Here is an 18,588-nt window from a genome sequence, read left to right as displayed (position 1 = left end):
AATCTTAATTGGTTACCCTTTTTATTAAGACTATTTTTGTAAAAAGAACGTACAGAGACGCTAAATTGAAGAAAATAATCAGAAGAATTGCTAAAATCATTGGATGGGTGCTCATGAGCATCCTTCTGCTTTTGATTTTAATTAGCGTCGTCATTCAGATTCCTAGAGTTCAGAATATAATCAAGAACAAAATTGTTTCTTACGCAGAATCCAAAATCAAAACCAAAGTTTCACTAGCGCATTTACATTTCAATCTTTTCCGAGGGGTGGAATTGGATAGTCTGTATATGCAAGATCAGAAAAAAGATACTTTGCTTTTTGTCAATAATTTTCGTTTGCATCTTTCTGTTTTGCAATTGATTAGAAGTCAAGCGTTGATTTCTGAAATTAGTTTGGATGGTGTAAATACGCATATCTATCGCAATGCGCCAGATACGGTGTACAATTTTCAATACATCATCGATGCATTTGTAGGCAAGGATACCGCAACTGCTGTGGACACTACCACGAGCACTTCTTCCTTCTTGGTCGACATCAATAAAGTCAATCTTTCTAATATTCGATATACATTTCACGATGATGTTTTGGGTATGGAATCCAAGGGGAAAATCGGTTATGCGAATACTAGCTTAAAACGATTTGACACCAAAACGATGAATGTGGACATTCCGCAATTCATTTTGAAGAATACCAATATCTCTTACCATCAATACAAGCCGCTTGTCATTATTCCCGTAGATAGTTCGTTACTACTTGCTGCAAAAAAAGATACGGCAGCTTTAAAATTGCCGTTGAGAGTCGGTAATGTGATTTTGGATAGTATTCAGCTAAATTACAAGGATGATATTGGTGCGATGTTGGCGGATCTAAATGTAGGTAATCTTTCCGTGACTCCAGGGAATTTGGATGTATCCAAAATGAGCTTTACCGTAGACGATATCCAATTATCCAAAACCAAAGCAAAAATTGAAATGGGCAAAAGTACCGCAACTACGAGTACCGATACCTCTTCTATGTTTTGGCATTTTGCAGTCAATAATATTGGCGTGGATAGTGTTGATTTTGTATATAATGATTTGACTGCCAAGCCGATTAAGAAAGGAATGGACTATGGTCATTTACATTTTAAAAATGTGGTTGTAAAAGGAAAGGAGATGGATTTTATTCCGTCTTTTTATCAAGGGAAAATAACACAAGGTTCTTTACAAGAAAAAGGTGGATTGGACTTACGTAAATTGACAGCAAATTTCACATACGGTGACCACGGTGCTTCCCTAGGGAAATTATTTATCCAAACACCAAAATCTGTAATTAGAGATTCTGTTTCGGTTAAATACAAATCATTGGATGATGTGATTGCCAATCCGGGTAATATGTATTTATTTGCGCATTTACCTAAAAATACGATTTACATGGGCGATATTTTGAATGTTGCTCCCATGCTGGAAGAGTATATGTCTGGTTATGCGACTTCTACATTTAATATTAACTCTACGGTAAAAGGTTATGTAAAAGATTTGCAAGTACCACAATTGGAATTTTCCGGTTTGCATAATACCAATCTGAATGTGACAGGTTATATCAAAGGTTTGCCCGATCCAGATAAAATGCTTTTCAATCTGAATATAAAGTCTTTAAATACAAGTTTGGAAGATATTAAAGCATTGATACCCAAACAATACATTTCAGATTCCTTATTGCATGGCAAAGGTCCGATTCATATCAGCGGCGTTGTAAAAGGTAAAATAAATGATCTTTCGATTCCCAATTTGCAAATGCGTGGTTTGAAAAATACTTCGCTGAATATGAGCATGTATGCAAAAGGATTACCGGATGCCAACAAAGCGTATTTCAATATTCATATTAAAAATCTACATACAACGGCGACGGATATCGAAACGTTAGCGCCGCTTGGAAGTATTCCAAAAGACCTTATCAGAATTCCGAAAAGTATTAGCGCCAATGGTTATTTCACTGGAGGAATGGCTGCTATGAATACCAATTTGAATATCAATACATCTAATGGGCAAGCAAAGTTAGTAGGCAAATTGACACAAAATGGTGTGTATAGCGCGAGCATTGCTTTGAATGATTTGGATTTGGGATATATCGCCAAGATGGATACGACTTTAGGTAAAATGACATTGACGGCACACGCGCAAGGTTCAGGATTGAATTTGAATCATTTCAATATGAAAAAATTCCAATCGGACTTCAATGCCAATGTTGTTTCCGCAGATATTTACGGTTACAATTATCAAAATTTTACTACCAATGGCAATGTTGTAGATGGAATTTTGAAAGCCGATGCAGGCATTTTGGATTCCAATATTCATTTATCTTTAAATACCATTGCGGATCTTTTACCAAAATATCCTGCGGTACAGTTGAACATGCAATTGGATACAATTGATTTGCAAAAATTGCATATAACAGCGGATAAGATGATTATGAAAGGTCGTGTAATGGCGGATTTTACCAATACAGATCCCGATAATCTCAATGGCTTTATGACCGTCAATCAATTTTTGTATAAAAATGATTCGATGTCATTGCATTTGGATAGTATGTATTTCTTAGCGAGAAATAAGGATACGGCTTACAGCCAAATGTTATTTTTTGCGGATAGTATTTTGAAATTGGATATGCACGGTAAATATAAATTGACAGAAATGGCGAGCGCTATTCAAAATTCTGTCATGAAATATTACACGATTCCTGGTTATAAAATTCAAAAAATCCAACCACAAGAGTGGGCGATCAATGGTTATATTTTACCTAAAAAAATAATCACAGATTTCTTGCCGGAAGTCAAAGGTTCGGATTCATTGATTTTCAGAAGTTATCTACGTTCCAAAGATTCCTCTTTTAATTTTGGTTTGCGTGCAAAAAATATCAATTACGCGCCACAAAAATTGTTGAATTATAATCTTTGGGCAACGACGATGGGGGATAGTTTGATGATGGGAACAGGTGCCAATGAAATCCTTGCGAGAAGTTTTCATTTGTATAATACGGGTGTTTTAGCTGTTGTAAAGCATGATACCATCCAGACGTCTATCGGGACCGCAGATTCTTCAGGTAAGACTTGGTACAATTTGACAACTCGATTGATTCAAGGAAAAGATAGTTCGTACACAATATCTGTTGTACCAAAAGGCCTTCTGTTAAATTACGTCACTTGGGAATCCAGTCCAGATAATGCACTTATATACAATCCTAAAAAGGGTGTATTTGCACATAATTTCGTTTTAAGTACCGAAGGACAAGAGTTGAAAATGCAATCTGTTTCGGATAGTTCTAATAGTCCTTTGGATATTTCCTTTAAAAAATTCAAACTAGCGACATTGACTAATGCCGTGAATCAAAAAGGAATTCCCATAGATGGAGATTTGAACGGAACAGCTCAATTGAGAAATATTTTGACCAAACCCGTTTTCGTTTCAGATATCCATGCGGATAATTTGGTGTATGGAAAACAAGCGATTGGTGATCTGGCTTTGAAAGTTACCAATGGCGAAGGCGAAGATGTGTATAAAGCCCAAATCGACTTGACTGGTAATCAAAATGATATGCACCTATCTGGTAATTATTATGAGGATAACCAAGGGCTTGATTTGAATTTGTTGATCAATAAATTCAATTTGGAAACGATTAAACCTTTCTCTGTTGGTTATTTGGATTCCGTGGGCGGATTTATTGGTTCAAATATCGCAATTAAAGGAACGGTAGATACACCAGTATTGAATGGTCAATTAAAATTTGATAATGCATTTTTTACGCCTACAATCACAGGCGCTAAATTGAAATTATCCAATGAAGTGATCAATATGGATAATAATGGATTTCATTTCAATCAATTGACGATCCAAGATGCACGTAATAATGCATTTACTGTGGATGGAGATTTGACTACAAAGAACTTCATGGATTATGGATTTGACCTTGCATTAAAGGCCAATGATTTTATGCTAATCAATACGCCAAAAGCTGCCAACAGATTTTTCTACGGGACATTGGCATTTGATACAGATATCAAGTTGAAGGGAGATATGGAATCCCCTAGTGTCAACGGATCAATTCGCGTAAATAAAGAAACCGATTTTTCAATGGTCATGCCAAGTGATGATCCGGAAGTACAAAGTCGTCAAGGTGTGGTTGTATTTGTAGACAAAAACAAAATGCGTGTTTTCGATTCTTCTCACGTAAAAGTGTTGACGGACTCCTTGAGTAATCAATCTCAACTGAAAGGAATGGATATCAATCTGCAAATACAGACGGATACTTCTGCAAGATTTGCATTGGTAATGGACGAACGTACTGGGGATGAATTGAGTATAAGTGGTAATGCAGATCTCGCTTTCGGAATTGATAAAAGTGGTAAAATGAGCCTTACCGGAAGTTACAATCTAACCAAAGGCGCTTATCAATTAACTTTAGAATTAATCAAGAAAAAATTCCAAATTCAACGTGGTAGTTCGATCGTATGGACCGGCGATCCGTTAAGTGCTATTGCAAATATTACGGCTTTATATAATGTAAAGACTTCTCCTGTAGATCTGATGTCAAGTCAAGTCTCTGGGACAGATTTGAATCAATATAAACAAAGTATGCCTTTTACCGTCGATCTGATTATGAAAAATAATTTGATGACACCGGATATTTCTTTTGACATTACATTGCCACAAGATTATTTGAGTCAATATCCATTGGTGGATACCAAATTGCAAGAAGTACGATCTGATCCATCGGAGGTGAATAAACAAGTTTTTGCGTTGTTATTATTAGGACGATTTGTGGGAGAAAATCCATTGCAAAGTGCAGGAGACGCAACGACGGTTGGCGATATGGCAGTACAAACAGCAACGGGAATTTTGGCGGATCAATTAAATAAATTGGCGGGTAATTTGATTCAAGGTGTGGATTTGAATTTTGACTTAAATTCTAGTACAGACTATGCAAATACAAGTGGCTCAGGGCAATCTAGGACAGATCTATCTGTCGGTGTTTCTAAAAGATTATTTAGTGATCGTATTCAAGTAAATGTGGGTAGCAATTTTGCATTGCAGGGTACAAGTACTAATCAACAAGCGACTAATATTGCGGGCGATGTATCCGTCGATTATAGATTGAGCAAAGACGGTAGATATATGTTGCGTGCGTATCGTAAAAATCAATATGAAGGTGTGATTGAAGGTCAGGTGGTACGCACAGGTGTAGGTTTCATATTTACATTTGATTACGATAAATTTAAAGAGGCTTTCCATACGGCGAAAGAAAGTCGACAGATACGTAAAGCGGAAAGAAAAGAAAAACGCGCAGCCAAAAAAGACGAAAAAGATTTTGATAAAGCACAATAGAACTATGGGAAAATCCTTTCAAATATTTATATGCATTTGTTTGATTGTTTTTTTAGCTAGTTGCTCGGCAACAAAGGGCTTAGAAAAAGGTCAGCAATTGTATATGGGTGCGACTATTCATTTACACAAACAATCGGATAGTAGTAAAGTTGTGAATGATGAATTGTCGGAAGAATTACAAGGTCTTTTACGTCCTGAACCGAATAGTTTTGCACCCAAACTTTGGATTTATAATTGGGGAGGTCCATCATCTAAAAAAGGATTTTTTCGCAACTTGTTTCACAAAATTGGTTCTCCGCCGGTCGTTACTTCATATGGCGCTATTGAAAAAAATAGAGAGATTCTACAAAATCGTTTGGAAAATAGAGGTTATTTTCGAGATACAGTTACCGTGGACACCACAGTAAAAGGTAAAAGATTATATGTTCAATTTGATGCTTATTTGGATAGTCAATATCATATCAGAAATTCTGTTTATCAATTTGATACAGTTACCGCTCTTGGAAAAACCGCTTCAAGATTGACTAGAAGATGGGGCGCTCGAGATAAAGGTCAAGCATATAGTTTGGATCAGATTTTAGGGCAAAGGACGCGTCTAGATGCTTGGTTAAAACAACGCGGATTTTATTATTTCAACCCAGACTATTTGATTACACTAGCAGATACGACAATAGGAAGTCATCAAGTAGACTTGACTATGAAATTGAAATACTCCACACCCAAAGATGCAAAAAAGCAGTTTAGAGTAAACGATATTATTGTATTTGCGGACTATACTGTGGGGACTGATACGACGTTTAAATACATTAATCACGATCCCTCGGATAGTGGATACATCATTATTGATTCTGCTAAAATTGTTAAACCAATTGTATTTTCTCGTTTATTAGGATTTAAAAAGGGCGATTTATATAATTTGAATAATCATAATCTTGCCTTGAATCGATTGACAACTTTGGGTATGTATAAGTTTGTCAAATTAAGATTTGAGGAAACGGATACCACACAACGTCCGGGTTATTGGTTAAACGCTTTTTATTATTTAACACCAGCTCAAAAGAAATCTATTCGATTTGAAACTTCTGGTTATGCCAAATCCAATAGTGCGAATGGAGGGGAAATGTCCTTAAACTGGACCAATCGCAACATCTTCCGAGGTGCCGAGATATTTACGGCAAGATTGTATGGTGGTTTAGAAAAACAAGTTAATACGGGAAATTACTCTGGTGCGATTCGAAGAGTAGGAACAGAGTTGAGCTTGACTTTACCAAGAGTATTGTCTCCATTTCAATTTCATACCAATCCAGATTTCTTACCTCAAACCGTAATAAAAGCGAGTTATGAATTTTATACGCGTACCGATCAGTACACTTTAAATTCTTTAAACTTGAGTTATGGTTATAATTGGCATCAATCCCAGACGAAGAGTCATCAATTAAATGTACTCTCTTTTACGTTTGTAAGACCTACCAATATATCACCAGGATTTCAATTAGCATTAGATACAAATATTGTATTATTTAGGAGTATTGAGCGTCAATTTATAATTGGTTCCAATTATAATTACAACTATTCTTCTCTTAATGCTTCAGGAAGTGCTCGTAAAAAGAACAATATTTATTTCAATGCAAATTTTGATGTTTCGGGTAACTTACTTGGAATCCTTACAGGCGCCAATGTCAATAAAGGAAAAGAAAAAACGATTTTCAATTCTCCCTTTTCCCAATATATCCGAGGCGAATTTGACTTTAGAGATTATCTCAAATTGACGAGAAAAACGACATTGGCTACGCGTGCTCTATTTGGATTGGGATATGCATGGGGCAATAGTACGTCCATGCCATTTGTAAAAAGTTTCTTCGTTGGTGGTCCCAATGATGTTCGCGCATATAGTTCACGTTCCTTAGGTCCTGGTGGGTATTATGCTGGAAATCCGAAAAATGCGGTGTACTTTTTGGGTGATCAACCGGGGGATATGAAAATAGAAATGAATGCCGAGTTACGTCGCAATTTATTTTCCATAGTGGATGGAGCTTTATTTGTGGATGCAGGTAATACTTGGTTAGTGCGTAATGATCCTACACGTCCAGGCGGTAAATTTTCCAATCAATTCTACAAACAATTAGCCATCGGTACAGGCGCAGGTTTGCGCTTTAATATGAATGTATTGGTATTAAGAATAGATGTTGGTTTGCCTATGCGTGGACCAGATACAGAATCCAATGATTTTCAGTGGAAAATGAAAAAGTGGAATTGGAGTTGGATACAGAGCAATTGGATATGGAATATTGCGATCGGATATCCGTTTTAATTTATTTTTTCACAATCCGATCTGGATTTTGGGCGATGAAATCGGCCCAACCATTTTTACCTTTTTTCAATCCTGCCAAAGGTGATGATGTTTCATAAAAATGACAAAGTGCGACGGCTAAAGCATCCGATGCATCCAAAAACTGCGGTTGGTCTTCGGTCAATTTCAACACATCTTTTAGCATACGCCATACTTGTTCCTTGTTGGCATTACCATTACCAGTCACGGCTTGTTTGACTTTCCGAGGAGAATATTCAGTTACAGAAAGAGATGCTTGCATGGCAGCAGCTATCGCTACTCCTTGTGCACGCCCCAACTTGAGCATACTTTGTACATTTTTTCCAAAAAAAGGCGCTTCAATAGCAAATGAGTCTGGTTTAAATTCAGATATAAGCGATCCAACTCTCGTATGAATTTTAGCCAAACGGATATAAATATCTTTGTAAGTGCCCAGACGCAAAACGCCCATTTCTAAAAGCGTAGGTTTTTTATTTTTTATGGCGATTAATGCATAGCCCATCGTAATAGAGCCTGGATCAATTGCTAATATTGTCGAGTCGTAATTTGCCATTTCAAAGTGTGAAAGTACGCTAAAACATTTTTTGGCTCGAAAATTTCATTAATTCGTATTTTGTTAGCTTCTTTCAGTAAAATTGTAATTATAAAAAAATAGGTTTGGCAAGAAGTAATTTGCATCCAAAATTTAAAAAAGTCCTCGATTATTGTGTTGGCCCGTTATTGTTTGTCGTGCTGACGTATTTCATTGTCAAAAATATCAAAGAGACTCAAAATATTACAGCAGCTTGGGTGGAGATCAAAGCTGCATTTTATAGTCATGCTTGGTTACTTTCTATATTGCTATTATTGATGTGTGTCAATTGGGGATTGGAAGCAAAAAAATGGCAATTGCTCATTCGCCCAGTACAAAAAGTATCGCTATTTACAGGATTTCAAGCGGTACTTTCTGGTTTGTCCTTTTCTATATTTATCCCAAATGGCTTGGGTGAATATTTGGGTAGAATGATGTATATGCAAGAAGGGAAAAGATTGCGATCGCTTTCTGTCAGTTTTGTTGGGAGTTTGAGCCAAGTTATTATCACATTTATTACTGGAATTGCAGGTACGTTTTTACTGATTTATCCCATGCGAATGGAACATTCTGTTTCTGGTATTTCCACATTGTGGCTCAAAGGATTATTGTTTGTCTTGGCGGGAATTACGATCGTTTTGATCATTCTTTATTTCAAAATATCTTGGATTATTAAGTGGATTGAGAAAATTCCTTTTTTCAAAAAATATATTTACATCATCCAAAGTTTAGAAACCTATGATACACGACTATTAAGTAAGGTTTTATTTTTTGCCTTTGTAAGATATATTATATTTATTCTGCAATATTTATTAGTATTCTTTATCTTAGGAGTGGAGATGCCTGTTGCCGAGACGATGTATGCGACCGCGTCCATGTTTTTGCTGATGGCGATTATACCAACTATACCTGCTGCCGAAGTGGGCGTACGCGGAGAATTAAGTTTGCAATTGTTTGGTTTGCTTAGTTTAAATAAATTGGGAATTATAAGTAGTGCAATATTGATCTGGCTTGTTAATCTCATATTGCCTGCTCTGATAGGAAGTTGTTTTGTATTGGGAATAAAAATATTTAGAAATAAATGAAAAGGATATTAACCATTGCGATTGCGTTATGTAGTGTTCCTCTGAGTATTTTCGCTCAAAATAATGAGCCAATTTGCACGGTTGCCAATACTTCATTTAGAGCGGGTGAGTCTATTACTTTGAATATTTATTACAATGTTATTGGTTTGTATGTCAATGCTGGGACTGCAAATTTCAAAACGACCGCGGAGATTTTAGAAGGAAAAACGGTGTATCATGTTGTAGGTACAGGCTGGAGCAATTCCAAATACGATTGGATATTTAAAGTAAGAGATCGTTATGAAAGCTATTTCGATGCAAAAGATATGTTGCCTTACAAATTTGTCCGCAATGTAAATGAGGGAAAATATAAAAAAAGTCAAGTTGCCTACTTTTACCACAACGATGAAAAAGTAGAAACAGAATCTAGCAAAACATTTAAGATAAATAAGTGTACGCAAGATGTCATAAGCGCCCTATACAATGTGCGCAGTTTGGATTTTAATAGTTATAAAACAGGTGATAAGATTCCATTCGATATGTATTTGGATGAAGAAGTCTATCACATGTATATTAGATATTTAGGAAAAGAAAAGATTACGACTCAATATGGCACTTTCAATGCCATCAAATTCAAACCATTATTATTGAAAGGAACCGTTTTTAAAGGTGGTGAAAAAATGACTGCTTGGGTGAGTGATGATGCTAATCATATTCCATTAAGGATAGAAAGCCCACTGAGTGTAGGCAGTATCAAAGTAGATATGATGAGTTATTCCGGTCTACGCTATCCATTATCTTCGCTTATCGAGAAAGATTAAAGAAAAAATTATATTTGCGATTTGTAAGATTTGTGTGATTAAGTAGATTTTTATTGTTTTATGTTGGACGAAAACGAGTTAATGTACACTGTTTTAAAAGATTACCAGCCTGATTTATCGACATATGATGAATTGAGATTTCAAGGCAAAGGCGAAGTTTTGCCTTATTGGGATTCTTTTTTTGAAGCATTTCAGTCCTTAACTCCAGAAGAATTAGAGAAGAAAAAATTTGACATGCTACGCATGTTGAAAGAAAATGGCGTAACTTATAATATCTATGACGATCCAACGGGAGCTGCTCGCAATTGGAAATTAGATCCAATTCCTAATATCATCGATGGCGAAGAATGGGAAACCATTCAAAGTGGATTGATTCAACGAGCTACCATATTAAATCTAATTGCAAAGGATATATATGGTCCTCAGTTTTTGCTAAAAAATAAAATTATTCCAGCGGAATTAATATTCCAACATCCAGGCTATATAAGACAATGTATGTCGATCGATGTTCCGGGCGGTTGTTTTCTTAATTTCTATGCGGCGGATATGGCACGAAGCAAAGATGGTCAACTTTGGATAATTGGAGATCGGACACAAGCACCATCTGGCTCTGGTTATGCTTTGGAAAATAGAATGGCATTATCTACGGCTTTCCCTGAATTTTTCAAAAATGAAATGGTTGCCAAGATTGGCGCTTATTTCAATTCTGTATATAAAGAACTTTGTTCAAATGTTCCGCACGGTATTGACAATCCTAAGATTGTAGTACTGACATCAGGGCCGGGAAATGAAACGTATTTCGAACACGCTTATTTATCTAATTATTTGGGCATAACGCTCGTACAAGGGGAGGATCTGATGGTTAAAGGCGACTATCTCTGGCTAAAAACCTTGTCTGGATTAGAACGAATTGATGTGATTTTAAGAAGATTGGATGATAATTTTTGTGACCCATTGGAGTTACGTTCTGATTCGTTATTGGGAGTGCCTGGATTATTACATGTTGCCAGATCGGGAAATGTCGTTATCAAAAATGCCATTGGAAGCAGTATTTTGGAAAATCCGGGTTTGATTCCATTTCTTCCCAATGTCGCCGCCTATTTTGAAATGGGAGAATTGATCTTACCTTCTTTAGCTACTTGGTGGTGCGGACAAGAAAAAGAGTTAAAATTTGTACTTGAAAATATTGACAATTTAGTCATCAAACGTATTTATCGTTCGGACTTAAATTCGCCATCGGTGATTGATGTAGGCGAATTAAAGGGAGAAGAAAAAGCGAATTTAATTCTTCAAATTCAAGAAAAACCTTATTTATATGTAGGACAGGAAAAAGTAAATTTTTCCTCTATTCCTGCTTACAGCAATCGTACCATTCACGCTGGTCGTGCTGTTTTTAGAAGTTTTCTGGCGCATTCAGACGATTCGTATGTCGTTATGCCAGGAGGATTGACGCGTGCGGGGGATAGCAAAAATAATATTATCATTACCAATCAATCTGGTGGAACGAGTAAGGATACTTGGATTTTATCTGAAAATATTAAAGAAAATTTGCCTATCATGCACAAAGTGGCGCAGACTTTTTCGATGCGTCAGCCAATTGCACTTCCGAGTCATACAGCAGAATCTTTGTTTTGGCTTGGGAGATATACGGAACGAATGATTTCCAATGGGCGGTTTTTGCGAACTGTTATGCAATTTTTGATGCAGTCTGATCGATACGTATATGATAATGATACTTCCGAATCTGCAACAATTATCTTATTGCGCGCATTGACATGTTTTACATTTACTTATCCGGGATTTGTAGAAATGAAAGATGCACAACTATTAGAAAATCCTTGGGAAGAAATCGATAATATTCTTTTTGATCCTAAAAGAGCGGGATCTTATTTGAGTAATTTCCAAAGATTTAAAAATACATTTTTGAGTGTACGTGAGTTTTGGTCCAATGATATTTGGCGCGTATTTCATCATTTGGATCAACAATTTTCTTCTGAAAATATCGAAGCGATTACTGATGTGCAAGCAGAAGTGAGGATTATAGATGATGTAGTGTCTTCTATGTTTGCATTTCTTGGTTTGAATAGAGAAAGTGCCAATAGACTACAAGGTTGGACGATCTTTGATGTTGGCCGGAAAATCGAACAATGTTTTTCTGTGATTGCGCTATTGCAATTTAATTTTACGCATAAAAAAGTCGATTCTGTGGAACATGAATTGATTGAGTCAGTTCTTATTTGTAATCAAAATTTGAATGCATATCGCTATACATTTAAGGATTTTTTACAAATACATTTGATGTTGGATTTATTGTTAAAGGATTTGGATAACCCGAGATCGCTGGCTTATCTTTTGGAAAAATTACAGAAATATGTAAAAAGTCTTCCGCGAAATCAATACATGCCACAGTCTGACTCTCAACTCGATAATTGTATTAGTACAGCCATTAAAATGGTCGAACATGCTAATGTGGTCACGCTTTCTAAATCGATCGGAGAATTAGAAGAATATGAAAATTTGCAATCATTTTTGGATAAAATGTACCATCTAATGTTAGAGATAAGCGATTTGATTTCAAAAGCTTATTTTAAACATACTATAGTGCCTAAACAACTATATAAGTCTGACCTAATTTACTAAACTATGAAATATAAAGTGATACATAAAACGACGTATACTTATAGTGAACCTGTAAGTCTTTGTCAAAATATCGCTTTGCTACACCCACGTAATACAGATTGTCAAGTTTTAAATGAATATCGTCTAAGTATTTCTCCAGATCCTCTAACAAGGCAAACTTATGAAGATGCTTTTGGAAATAATTTGGAATATTTTTCGATAGAAGAAGATCATAGTGAGTTGTCTGTTACTTCTGTTTCAATCATAGAAAATGACTATAAAAGTGTAGATGAAAAGTGGAATGAGGCTGCAAAAATTTCTTGGAAAGAAATAAAAGATTCTATTCGAGAAAATGATTATTCCATATTGCAATTTATTGCTCCGACAACTATAACAGAGTTTAATTGTGATATTAAGGAATTTGCAGAAAAGATTTTTTCGAAAAATACATCCTTTCTTATTTGTGTAAAAACATTAATGCAAACTATTTTTACAGATTGGAAATTTTCCTCTGGTTTCACAACTATTGCAACCCCTCCATCTGAAGTATTTAAACTAAAAAAAGGAGTATGTCAAGATTTTGCCAATCTGGCGTTGGCTTGTATTCGTAGTTTGGGTTTGCCAGCAAGATATGTTAGTGGTTATATAGAAACGATACCGCCAGAAGGAGAGAAGAAAATGTTAGGTGCAGATGCCTCTCATGCTTGGTTTGCGGTCTTTGTCCCGAACTATGGTTGGTTTGATTTTGATCCTACCAATAATAAAATTCCTAAAGAAGAATATATCGTCACTTCTTGGGGAAGAGATTATTTCGATGTAGTTCCTTTAAAAGGTGTGATGACTGGATTCGGAGAAAATACGATGGATGTAGCTGTCGATGTTGTAAAAATGTAAGGACTATAATAGTCCTTACAAGAAAATTTATATAGTTTGATGAATTACATTATGTATGAATTCTAACTTTTTCTGAACGTCTACATTGATTACAAATGGATACAAATCATCTTCTCCCATACTTCTATTAATACTATTCAGTGCAAAAGTAATAGGAAACCAATTGTTGATTATTTTACTAAAATCTTTTTCTTCGTACGGATCAAAATCAATACTACTTACAAATGTTTTAGGTGGATTAGAAATTTTTGGATGAACATTTAATCCAAAAGAATACGCCGTTTGCAATGTATCGACTATATGTAAATAATGTGCCCAAGTTTCTGCCCAATCTTCCCAAGGATGCATGGTTGCATACGAACTAATATAGTGTAATGCCCAATCTGCTGGTGCACCATTGTTATAGTGCTCGTCCAGTGCTTCCTGATAACTTTTTGTATCATCTCCAAATATTGCTCTACATTTTTCCAATGCATCAGGCTTTTTGGATATCAATAAATCCCAATAATAATGACCAATTTCATGACGGAAATGTCCTAAAACCGTTCGATAAACTTCATCCATATTATTTTTAGCCATTTCACGTTCGACGTCGTCGGCTTCTTCAATATTCATCGTAATCAAGCCATTCGCGTGACCTGTCAATACGCGTTCTTGACTATTGTCGTCCGCTTTAAAGTCGAATTGAATTCCGTCTTCTTCATTGGTAACCTTGCTTATTACAGGCAGTTTCCATTTTAATAAACCATAGATAAGACGATGTTTAGCTGCTTCAATTGTTTTCCAACGTACTAAATAATCTGGTTGTGATATGTCAGGAATCGTTCTATTTAAAGAACACGCAATACAAAAAGTTGCAGGATCTTCATCCGAAATAATCCAATTACAAACGTCATGCTCATGATTGGCACAATAGTGAAAAGAGGTATTTGATTTCGGTTCAACTAATTTTCCATTTTCGTCAGGTGTTAATGATTTCATGGAAAAATCAATCGGGTCAAAACCTAAAGATGCATTGCATGATGCACAAAAAGTATTGTCAAAATAAACTGGTTGACCACATTGGGTACATTCAAATAGTTGCATACGGTGTCGCGTTTTATTGATTAGTCTTGTAAAAATAAAAATAGGTTTTGATATAATTCAAAACCTATTTTTATTTTTTTGCTATTTTTTTATTTTCCTTAAATCCAATGTGCAAGGATATTCATTACTTATCGCTATTGGCGGCGCATCATATACAAATGGCTTGCGATTATTTTCTACATAATGTTCGGTCACATGTAAATGTGGCTGTTTGAATAAAACATCTTGTGTAAAGGAAGTCGTTCCAAATCTGCTAAATCTTCTCGACTCCGCTTCGTATGCGTTGATCGGAAAGGTATCATAACTGCGGCCGCCAGGGTGAGAAACGTAATAAGTACATCCGCCAATAGATAGGCCATTCCAAGTATCTACAATATCAAAAGTCAACGGCGCATCTATTCCAATCGTTGGATGTAATGCGCTTGGTGGTTGCCAAGCACGATAACGTATACCGCAAATAAATTCTCCTTTTTTAGCTGTTGGAGTTAATGGCACTCTGGCTCCATTACATAACAGTATATATCTATCAGAATTTAAACCATTGATTTTTACCTGAACTCGTTCGAGTGAAGAGTCTACAAATCTTGCAGTTCCTGCACTAGACATTTCTTCGCCTAAAACATGCCACGGTTCAATTCCCATGTGAATATTCATTTGAATATCTTCCAATTGAATTGTGCCGTAGCGTGGAAATCTAAATTCTACAAATGGTGCAAACCATTCAGATTTAAATTCATAACCTTGATTGTTGAGATATTTGACTACATCTTCGATATCTTTTTCAATAAAATGTGGAAGTAGGAATTTGTCATGCAATTCTGTTCCCCATCTCACTAAGTCATGTTTGTATGGCTTTTTCCAAAAAGCGGAAATGAGCGCACGTACCAATAAGATTTGCAAAAGACTCATTTGTCGATGAGGTGGCATATCAAAACCTCTAAATTCCAATATTCCCAATCGACCAGAAGAAGAATCTGGAGAATATAATTTGTCAATACACAATTCTGAACGGTGGGTATTACCCGTTATATCTGTGAGCAAATGACGGAAGATACGATCCACTAACCAATAAGGTATGAAGCCATCTGTTGGAACCTCACTAAAAGCGATTTCCATTTCATATAACTTTTCCAAACGTCCCTCATCAATCCTTGGCGCTTGACTAGTTGGACCGATAAATGGACCGGAAAATAAATAAGACAATGCGGGATGATGTTGCCAAAAAGTAATGATACTTTGTAATAAATCCGGACGTCTTAATAAAGGACTATTGGCAGGAATGTCGCCACCAACAGTAACATGATTACCTCCTCCTGTACCGGTATGTCGACCATCGAGCATAAATTTTTCTGTACCTAATCTGGACAAGCGCGCTTGTTCATATAAGGTTTCGATATTCGATTTAAGTTCACCCCAAGTTTGTGAAGGATGAATATTTACTTCAATAACACCTGGATCTGGAGAGACTACAATTTTTTCAACTCGATTATCTCTTGGAGGTTCGTATCCTTCAATTCTAACGGGAATCGCTAGTTTGTCTGCAGTCGCTTCAATGGAGGCAATTAAGTCCAAATAGTGCTCTATATATTGAACTGGAGGTAAGAATAAATATAAAATACCCTCTCTTATTTCTATAGAGATTGCGGTTTTTATTGTTTGAATTTCAAATAAAACATCTTCCTCTATTTCTTCGGGTTCTTTCTTTTTCTTTTCCTCTTTTTCCTTTGTAACTATAGGAATTTCTCTCTTGGGCGCTTCTTCAAATGGCGTAACTGTACCATATCGACGCGTAATTGCTTCTTCAAATTGGGGTAAGGTTGTTACTTCTTCGAATGGACTCCTTTCAAACGTAACTTTAGAACTTGCTTTGGAAATAACAGGCAAAGAATTTAAAGGTAGACGTAGCCCAATAGGCGAATTTCCAGGTATAAGAAATAAATGTTGTCGGTTAAATTTCCACTCGCAACTTAACCAAGTATTATTCCAATAATTCCATTCTATTGGAATAACAAAACCTGCTGGATTTTCCAGACCTTTATCCAAAAGATTTGCCAATGTGCGTCTTTCCAATGAGTCTTTTAAATTGGCTTTTAATGGATCTACATTAAAAGGGACTTTCCCCTCAGACCATAGAAAGAAAAAGGCATCTTCGTACGCTGAACTTATATTATCAGTACTAATTGCCAAATTTTTACATAGTTCTTCTGCAAATATTTTTGCGTCGTTCGTATTATAGTTGTGTTTCGTTTTTTCGTGTGCGATTAGATTTGGATTTTTCCAAACTGGGAAGCCATCTTTTCGCCAATATAGTCCGTACTGCCAACGTGGTAATGGTTCTCCAGGATACCACTTTCCTTGTCCATAGTGGATCAATCCATTTGGACCAAAACTATCTCGCAATCTAAATATTAAATCATGTGAAAGGATGCGCTTTTCCTTACCATCTGCTGCAGTATTCCACTGCGCCGATTCCATGTCATCAATAGAGACAAAGGTGGGCTCGCCTCCCATAGTTAGTCGTACATCATTGGCAAATAAGTCTTTGTCCACTTGTTCGCCAACCGCATTTATCTCATTCCATTGTTGCTCTGTATAAGGTTTAGTTACTCTAGGGTCTTCGAAAATTCTAGTTACTTTGTTTTCAAATTCGAAAGTAACTTCCGCTTTATCTGAAGCACCTACAACAGGCGCCGCACTTCTATAGTCGGGCGTACACGCCAAAGGAATATGTCCTTCTCCCGCGAATAATCCAGATGTCGCATCTAGCCCAATCCATCCTGCACCGGGAATGTACACTTCAGCCCAAGCATGTAAATCTGTAAAATCTGCTTCAGGACCAGAAGGTCCATCTAATGACTTTTCATCTGCGCTTAATTGCACTAAATAGCCAGAAACAAACCGAGCCGCTAAACCTAGTTTGCGTAAAGCCTGAACTAACAACCACCCCGAATCTCTACAAGATCCCAATGATTTTTGTAAAGTAAAATCTGGTGTCTGTACACCAGGTTCCATTCGGATAGAATAGTTAATATTTTGATTGACTTTTTGGTTAATATCTACAAGAAAATCAACGATGGATGTAGGTTTGGAAACATCAATATTTTCTTTTACCCATAAATCTAGCAATGGACCATCATCCATGATTTCCAAATATGGCGCCAATTCTTTCTCTAAAATATCCGTGTATTTAAAGGGAAATGTTTCTGCATAACTTTCTACAAAAAAATCAAATGGATTAATTACTTCTAATCGAGCGATAACTTCTACATCCACTTCTAATTCTGTCGTTTTTTCGGGAAATACTACGCGCGCTTGGAAATTACCAAATGGATCTTGCTGCCAATTGATAAAATGATCCTTAGGCTTTATTTTAAATGAATAAGACTCAATAGGCGTGCGCGAATGAGCCGCTGGTCTTAGACGAAACGTGTGCGGTGATAACGATACAGGGCGATCATATTTATACAATGTCCTGTGTTTGATAGCAACTTTGATTGACATAAAAATTTATTTGGTAGTCCGATTTCCTATTAAATATAGGGATAAATTATATTCGATAGGGAATTTTATTTGGACTTTTGTATAAATTTAAGCTTGTCTTAATTATCTGTTCTCAATCTCTGAGGATTTGATTTTTTTTTGAGCTTTTATCTCTCATAAGCAAGTTTCTCGCGCAAACATTCGCGGAGCAGTGCTTGTGTGTTTTTTAGTTGTACCAATATTTATAACACACAAGCACCGTTCGTTTCTCACTAATGTTTGCGCGAGAAAAATGGGTTTTTATGCTTATCACTTTAAAACACTAGAATAAGTCGTCTCTATTGGCATTTATTGGATTAACGTC

The 18,588-nt window shown here is 36.1% G+C and carries 9 protein-coding genes; 6 read left to right on the top strand and 3 right to left on the bottom strand.

The features are described 5' to 3' along the window. Positions 1-65 precede the first annotated feature (65 nt). Positions 66-5,360, top strand: coding sequence for a translocation/assembly module TamB domain-containing protein (locus tag E0W69_RS16140; RefSeq protein WP_131331071.1), 5,295 nt, complete (start codon positions 66-68; stop codon positions 5,358-5,360). A 40-nt stretch (positions 5,361-5,400) separates the two neighbouring features. After that, positions 5,401-7,671, top strand: coding sequence for a translocation and assembly module lipoprotein TamL (tamL, locus tag E0W69_RS16135; protein ID WP_225321297.1), 2,271 nt, complete (start codon positions 5,401-5,403; stop codon positions 7,669-7,671). A 1-nt stretch (position 7,672) separates the two neighbouring features. On the opposite strand, the gene ruvC is transcribed toward tamL, so the two are convergent. Next, on the bottom strand, positions 7,673-8,242 hold the full coding sequence (ruvC, locus tag E0W69_RS16130; RefSeq protein WP_131331069.1) for a crossover junction endodeoxyribonuclease RuvC: 570 nt from the start codon (positions 8,240-8,242) through the stop codon (positions 7,673-7,675). 104 nt (positions 8,243-8,346) lie between these two features. Here ruvC and E0W69_RS16125 point away from each other — a divergent pair, with 104 nt between their 5' ends. From E0W69_RS16125 to E0W69_RS16110, 4 genes are read left to right on the top strand one after another with little or no spacing between them, the layout of a single operon-like run. Next, the gene (locus tag E0W69_RS16125; protein WP_191967885.1) at positions 8,347-9,345 is read left to right on the top strand and encodes a lysylphosphatidylglycerol synthase domain-containing protein; all 999 of its coding nucleotides are present in this window, start codon (positions 8,347-8,349) and stop codon (positions 9,343-9,345) included. Continuing rightward, the gene (locus tag E0W69_RS16120; RefSeq protein ID WP_131331067.1) at positions 9,342-10,145 is read left to right on the top strand and encodes a DUF3108 domain-containing protein; all 804 of its coding nucleotides are present in this window, start codon (positions 9,342-9,344) and stop codon (positions 10,143-10,145) included. Before E0W69_RS16125 ends, E0W69_RS16120 begins: the two co-directional genes overlap by 4 nt. Positions 10,146-10,205: 60 nt before the next feature. After that, the gene (locus E0W69_RS16115; protein WP_131331066.1) at positions 10,206-12,785 is read left to right on the top strand and encodes a circularly permuted type 2 ATP-grasp protein; all 2,580 of its coding nucleotides are present in this window, start codon (positions 10,206-10,208) and stop codon (positions 12,783-12,785) included. Positions 12,786-12,788: 3 nt separating this feature from the next. Beyond that, complete coding sequence (locus tag E0W69_RS16110; RefSeq protein WP_225321296.1) at positions 12,789-13,658, top strand: transglutaminase family protein; 870 nt, start codon at positions 12,789-12,791, stop codon at positions 13,656-13,658. A gap of 27 nt (positions 13,659-13,685) precedes the next feature. Here E0W69_RS16110 and E0W69_RS16105 read toward each other — a convergent pair whose 3' ends face one another. Further along, positions 13,686-14,744 (bottom strand): zinc-binding metallopeptidase family protein, encoded by a 1,059-nt coding sequence (locus E0W69_RS16105; protein WP_131331065.1) that lies wholly within the window; start codon positions 14,742-14,744, stop codon positions 13,686-13,688. Positions 14,745-14,825: 81 nt separating this feature from the next. Continuing rightward, on the bottom strand, positions 14,826-18,245 hold the full coding sequence (locus E0W69_RS16100) for a transglutaminase family protein (RefSeq protein ID WP_131331064.1): 3,420 nt from the start codon (positions 18,243-18,245) through the stop codon (positions 14,826-14,828). Positions 18,246-18,588 lie beyond the last annotated feature (343 nt).

The organism is Rhizosphaericola mali, from assembly GCF_004337365.2.
GTDB classification, from domain to species: Bacteria; Bacteroidota; Bacteroidia; order Chitinophagales; family Chitinophagaceae; genus Rhizosphaericola; species Rhizosphaericola mali.
This window is presented reverse-complemented; position numbering and strand designations above follow the sequence as displayed.

What these genes read in the sequence shown, in the direction of transcription:
- E0W69_RS16115 (WP_131331066.1), top strand. Translation starts at nt 10,206, where the DNA reads ATGTTGGACGAAAACGAGTTAATGTACACTGTTTTAAAAGATTACCAG.
- E0W69_RS16100 (WP_131331064.1), bottom strand. Translation starts at nt 18,245, where the DNA reads ATGTCAATCAAAGTTGCTATCAAACACAGGACATTGTATAAATATGAT.
- E0W69_RS16120 (WP_131331067.1), top strand. Translation starts at nt 9,342, where the DNA reads ATGAAAAGGATATTAACCATTGCGATTGCGTTATGTAGTGTTCCTCTG.
- ruvC (WP_131331069.1), bottom strand. Translation starts at nt 8,242, where the DNA reads ATGGCAAATTACGACTCGACAATATTAGCAATTGATCCAGGCTCTATT.
- E0W69_RS16110 (WP_225321296.1), top strand. Translation starts at nt 12,789, where the DNA reads ATGAAATATAAAGTGATACATAAAACGACGTATACTTATAGTGAACCT.
- E0W69_RS16105 (WP_131331065.1), bottom strand. Translation starts at nt 14,744, where the DNA reads ATGCAACTATTTGAATGTACCCAATGTGGTCAACCAGTTTATTTTGAC.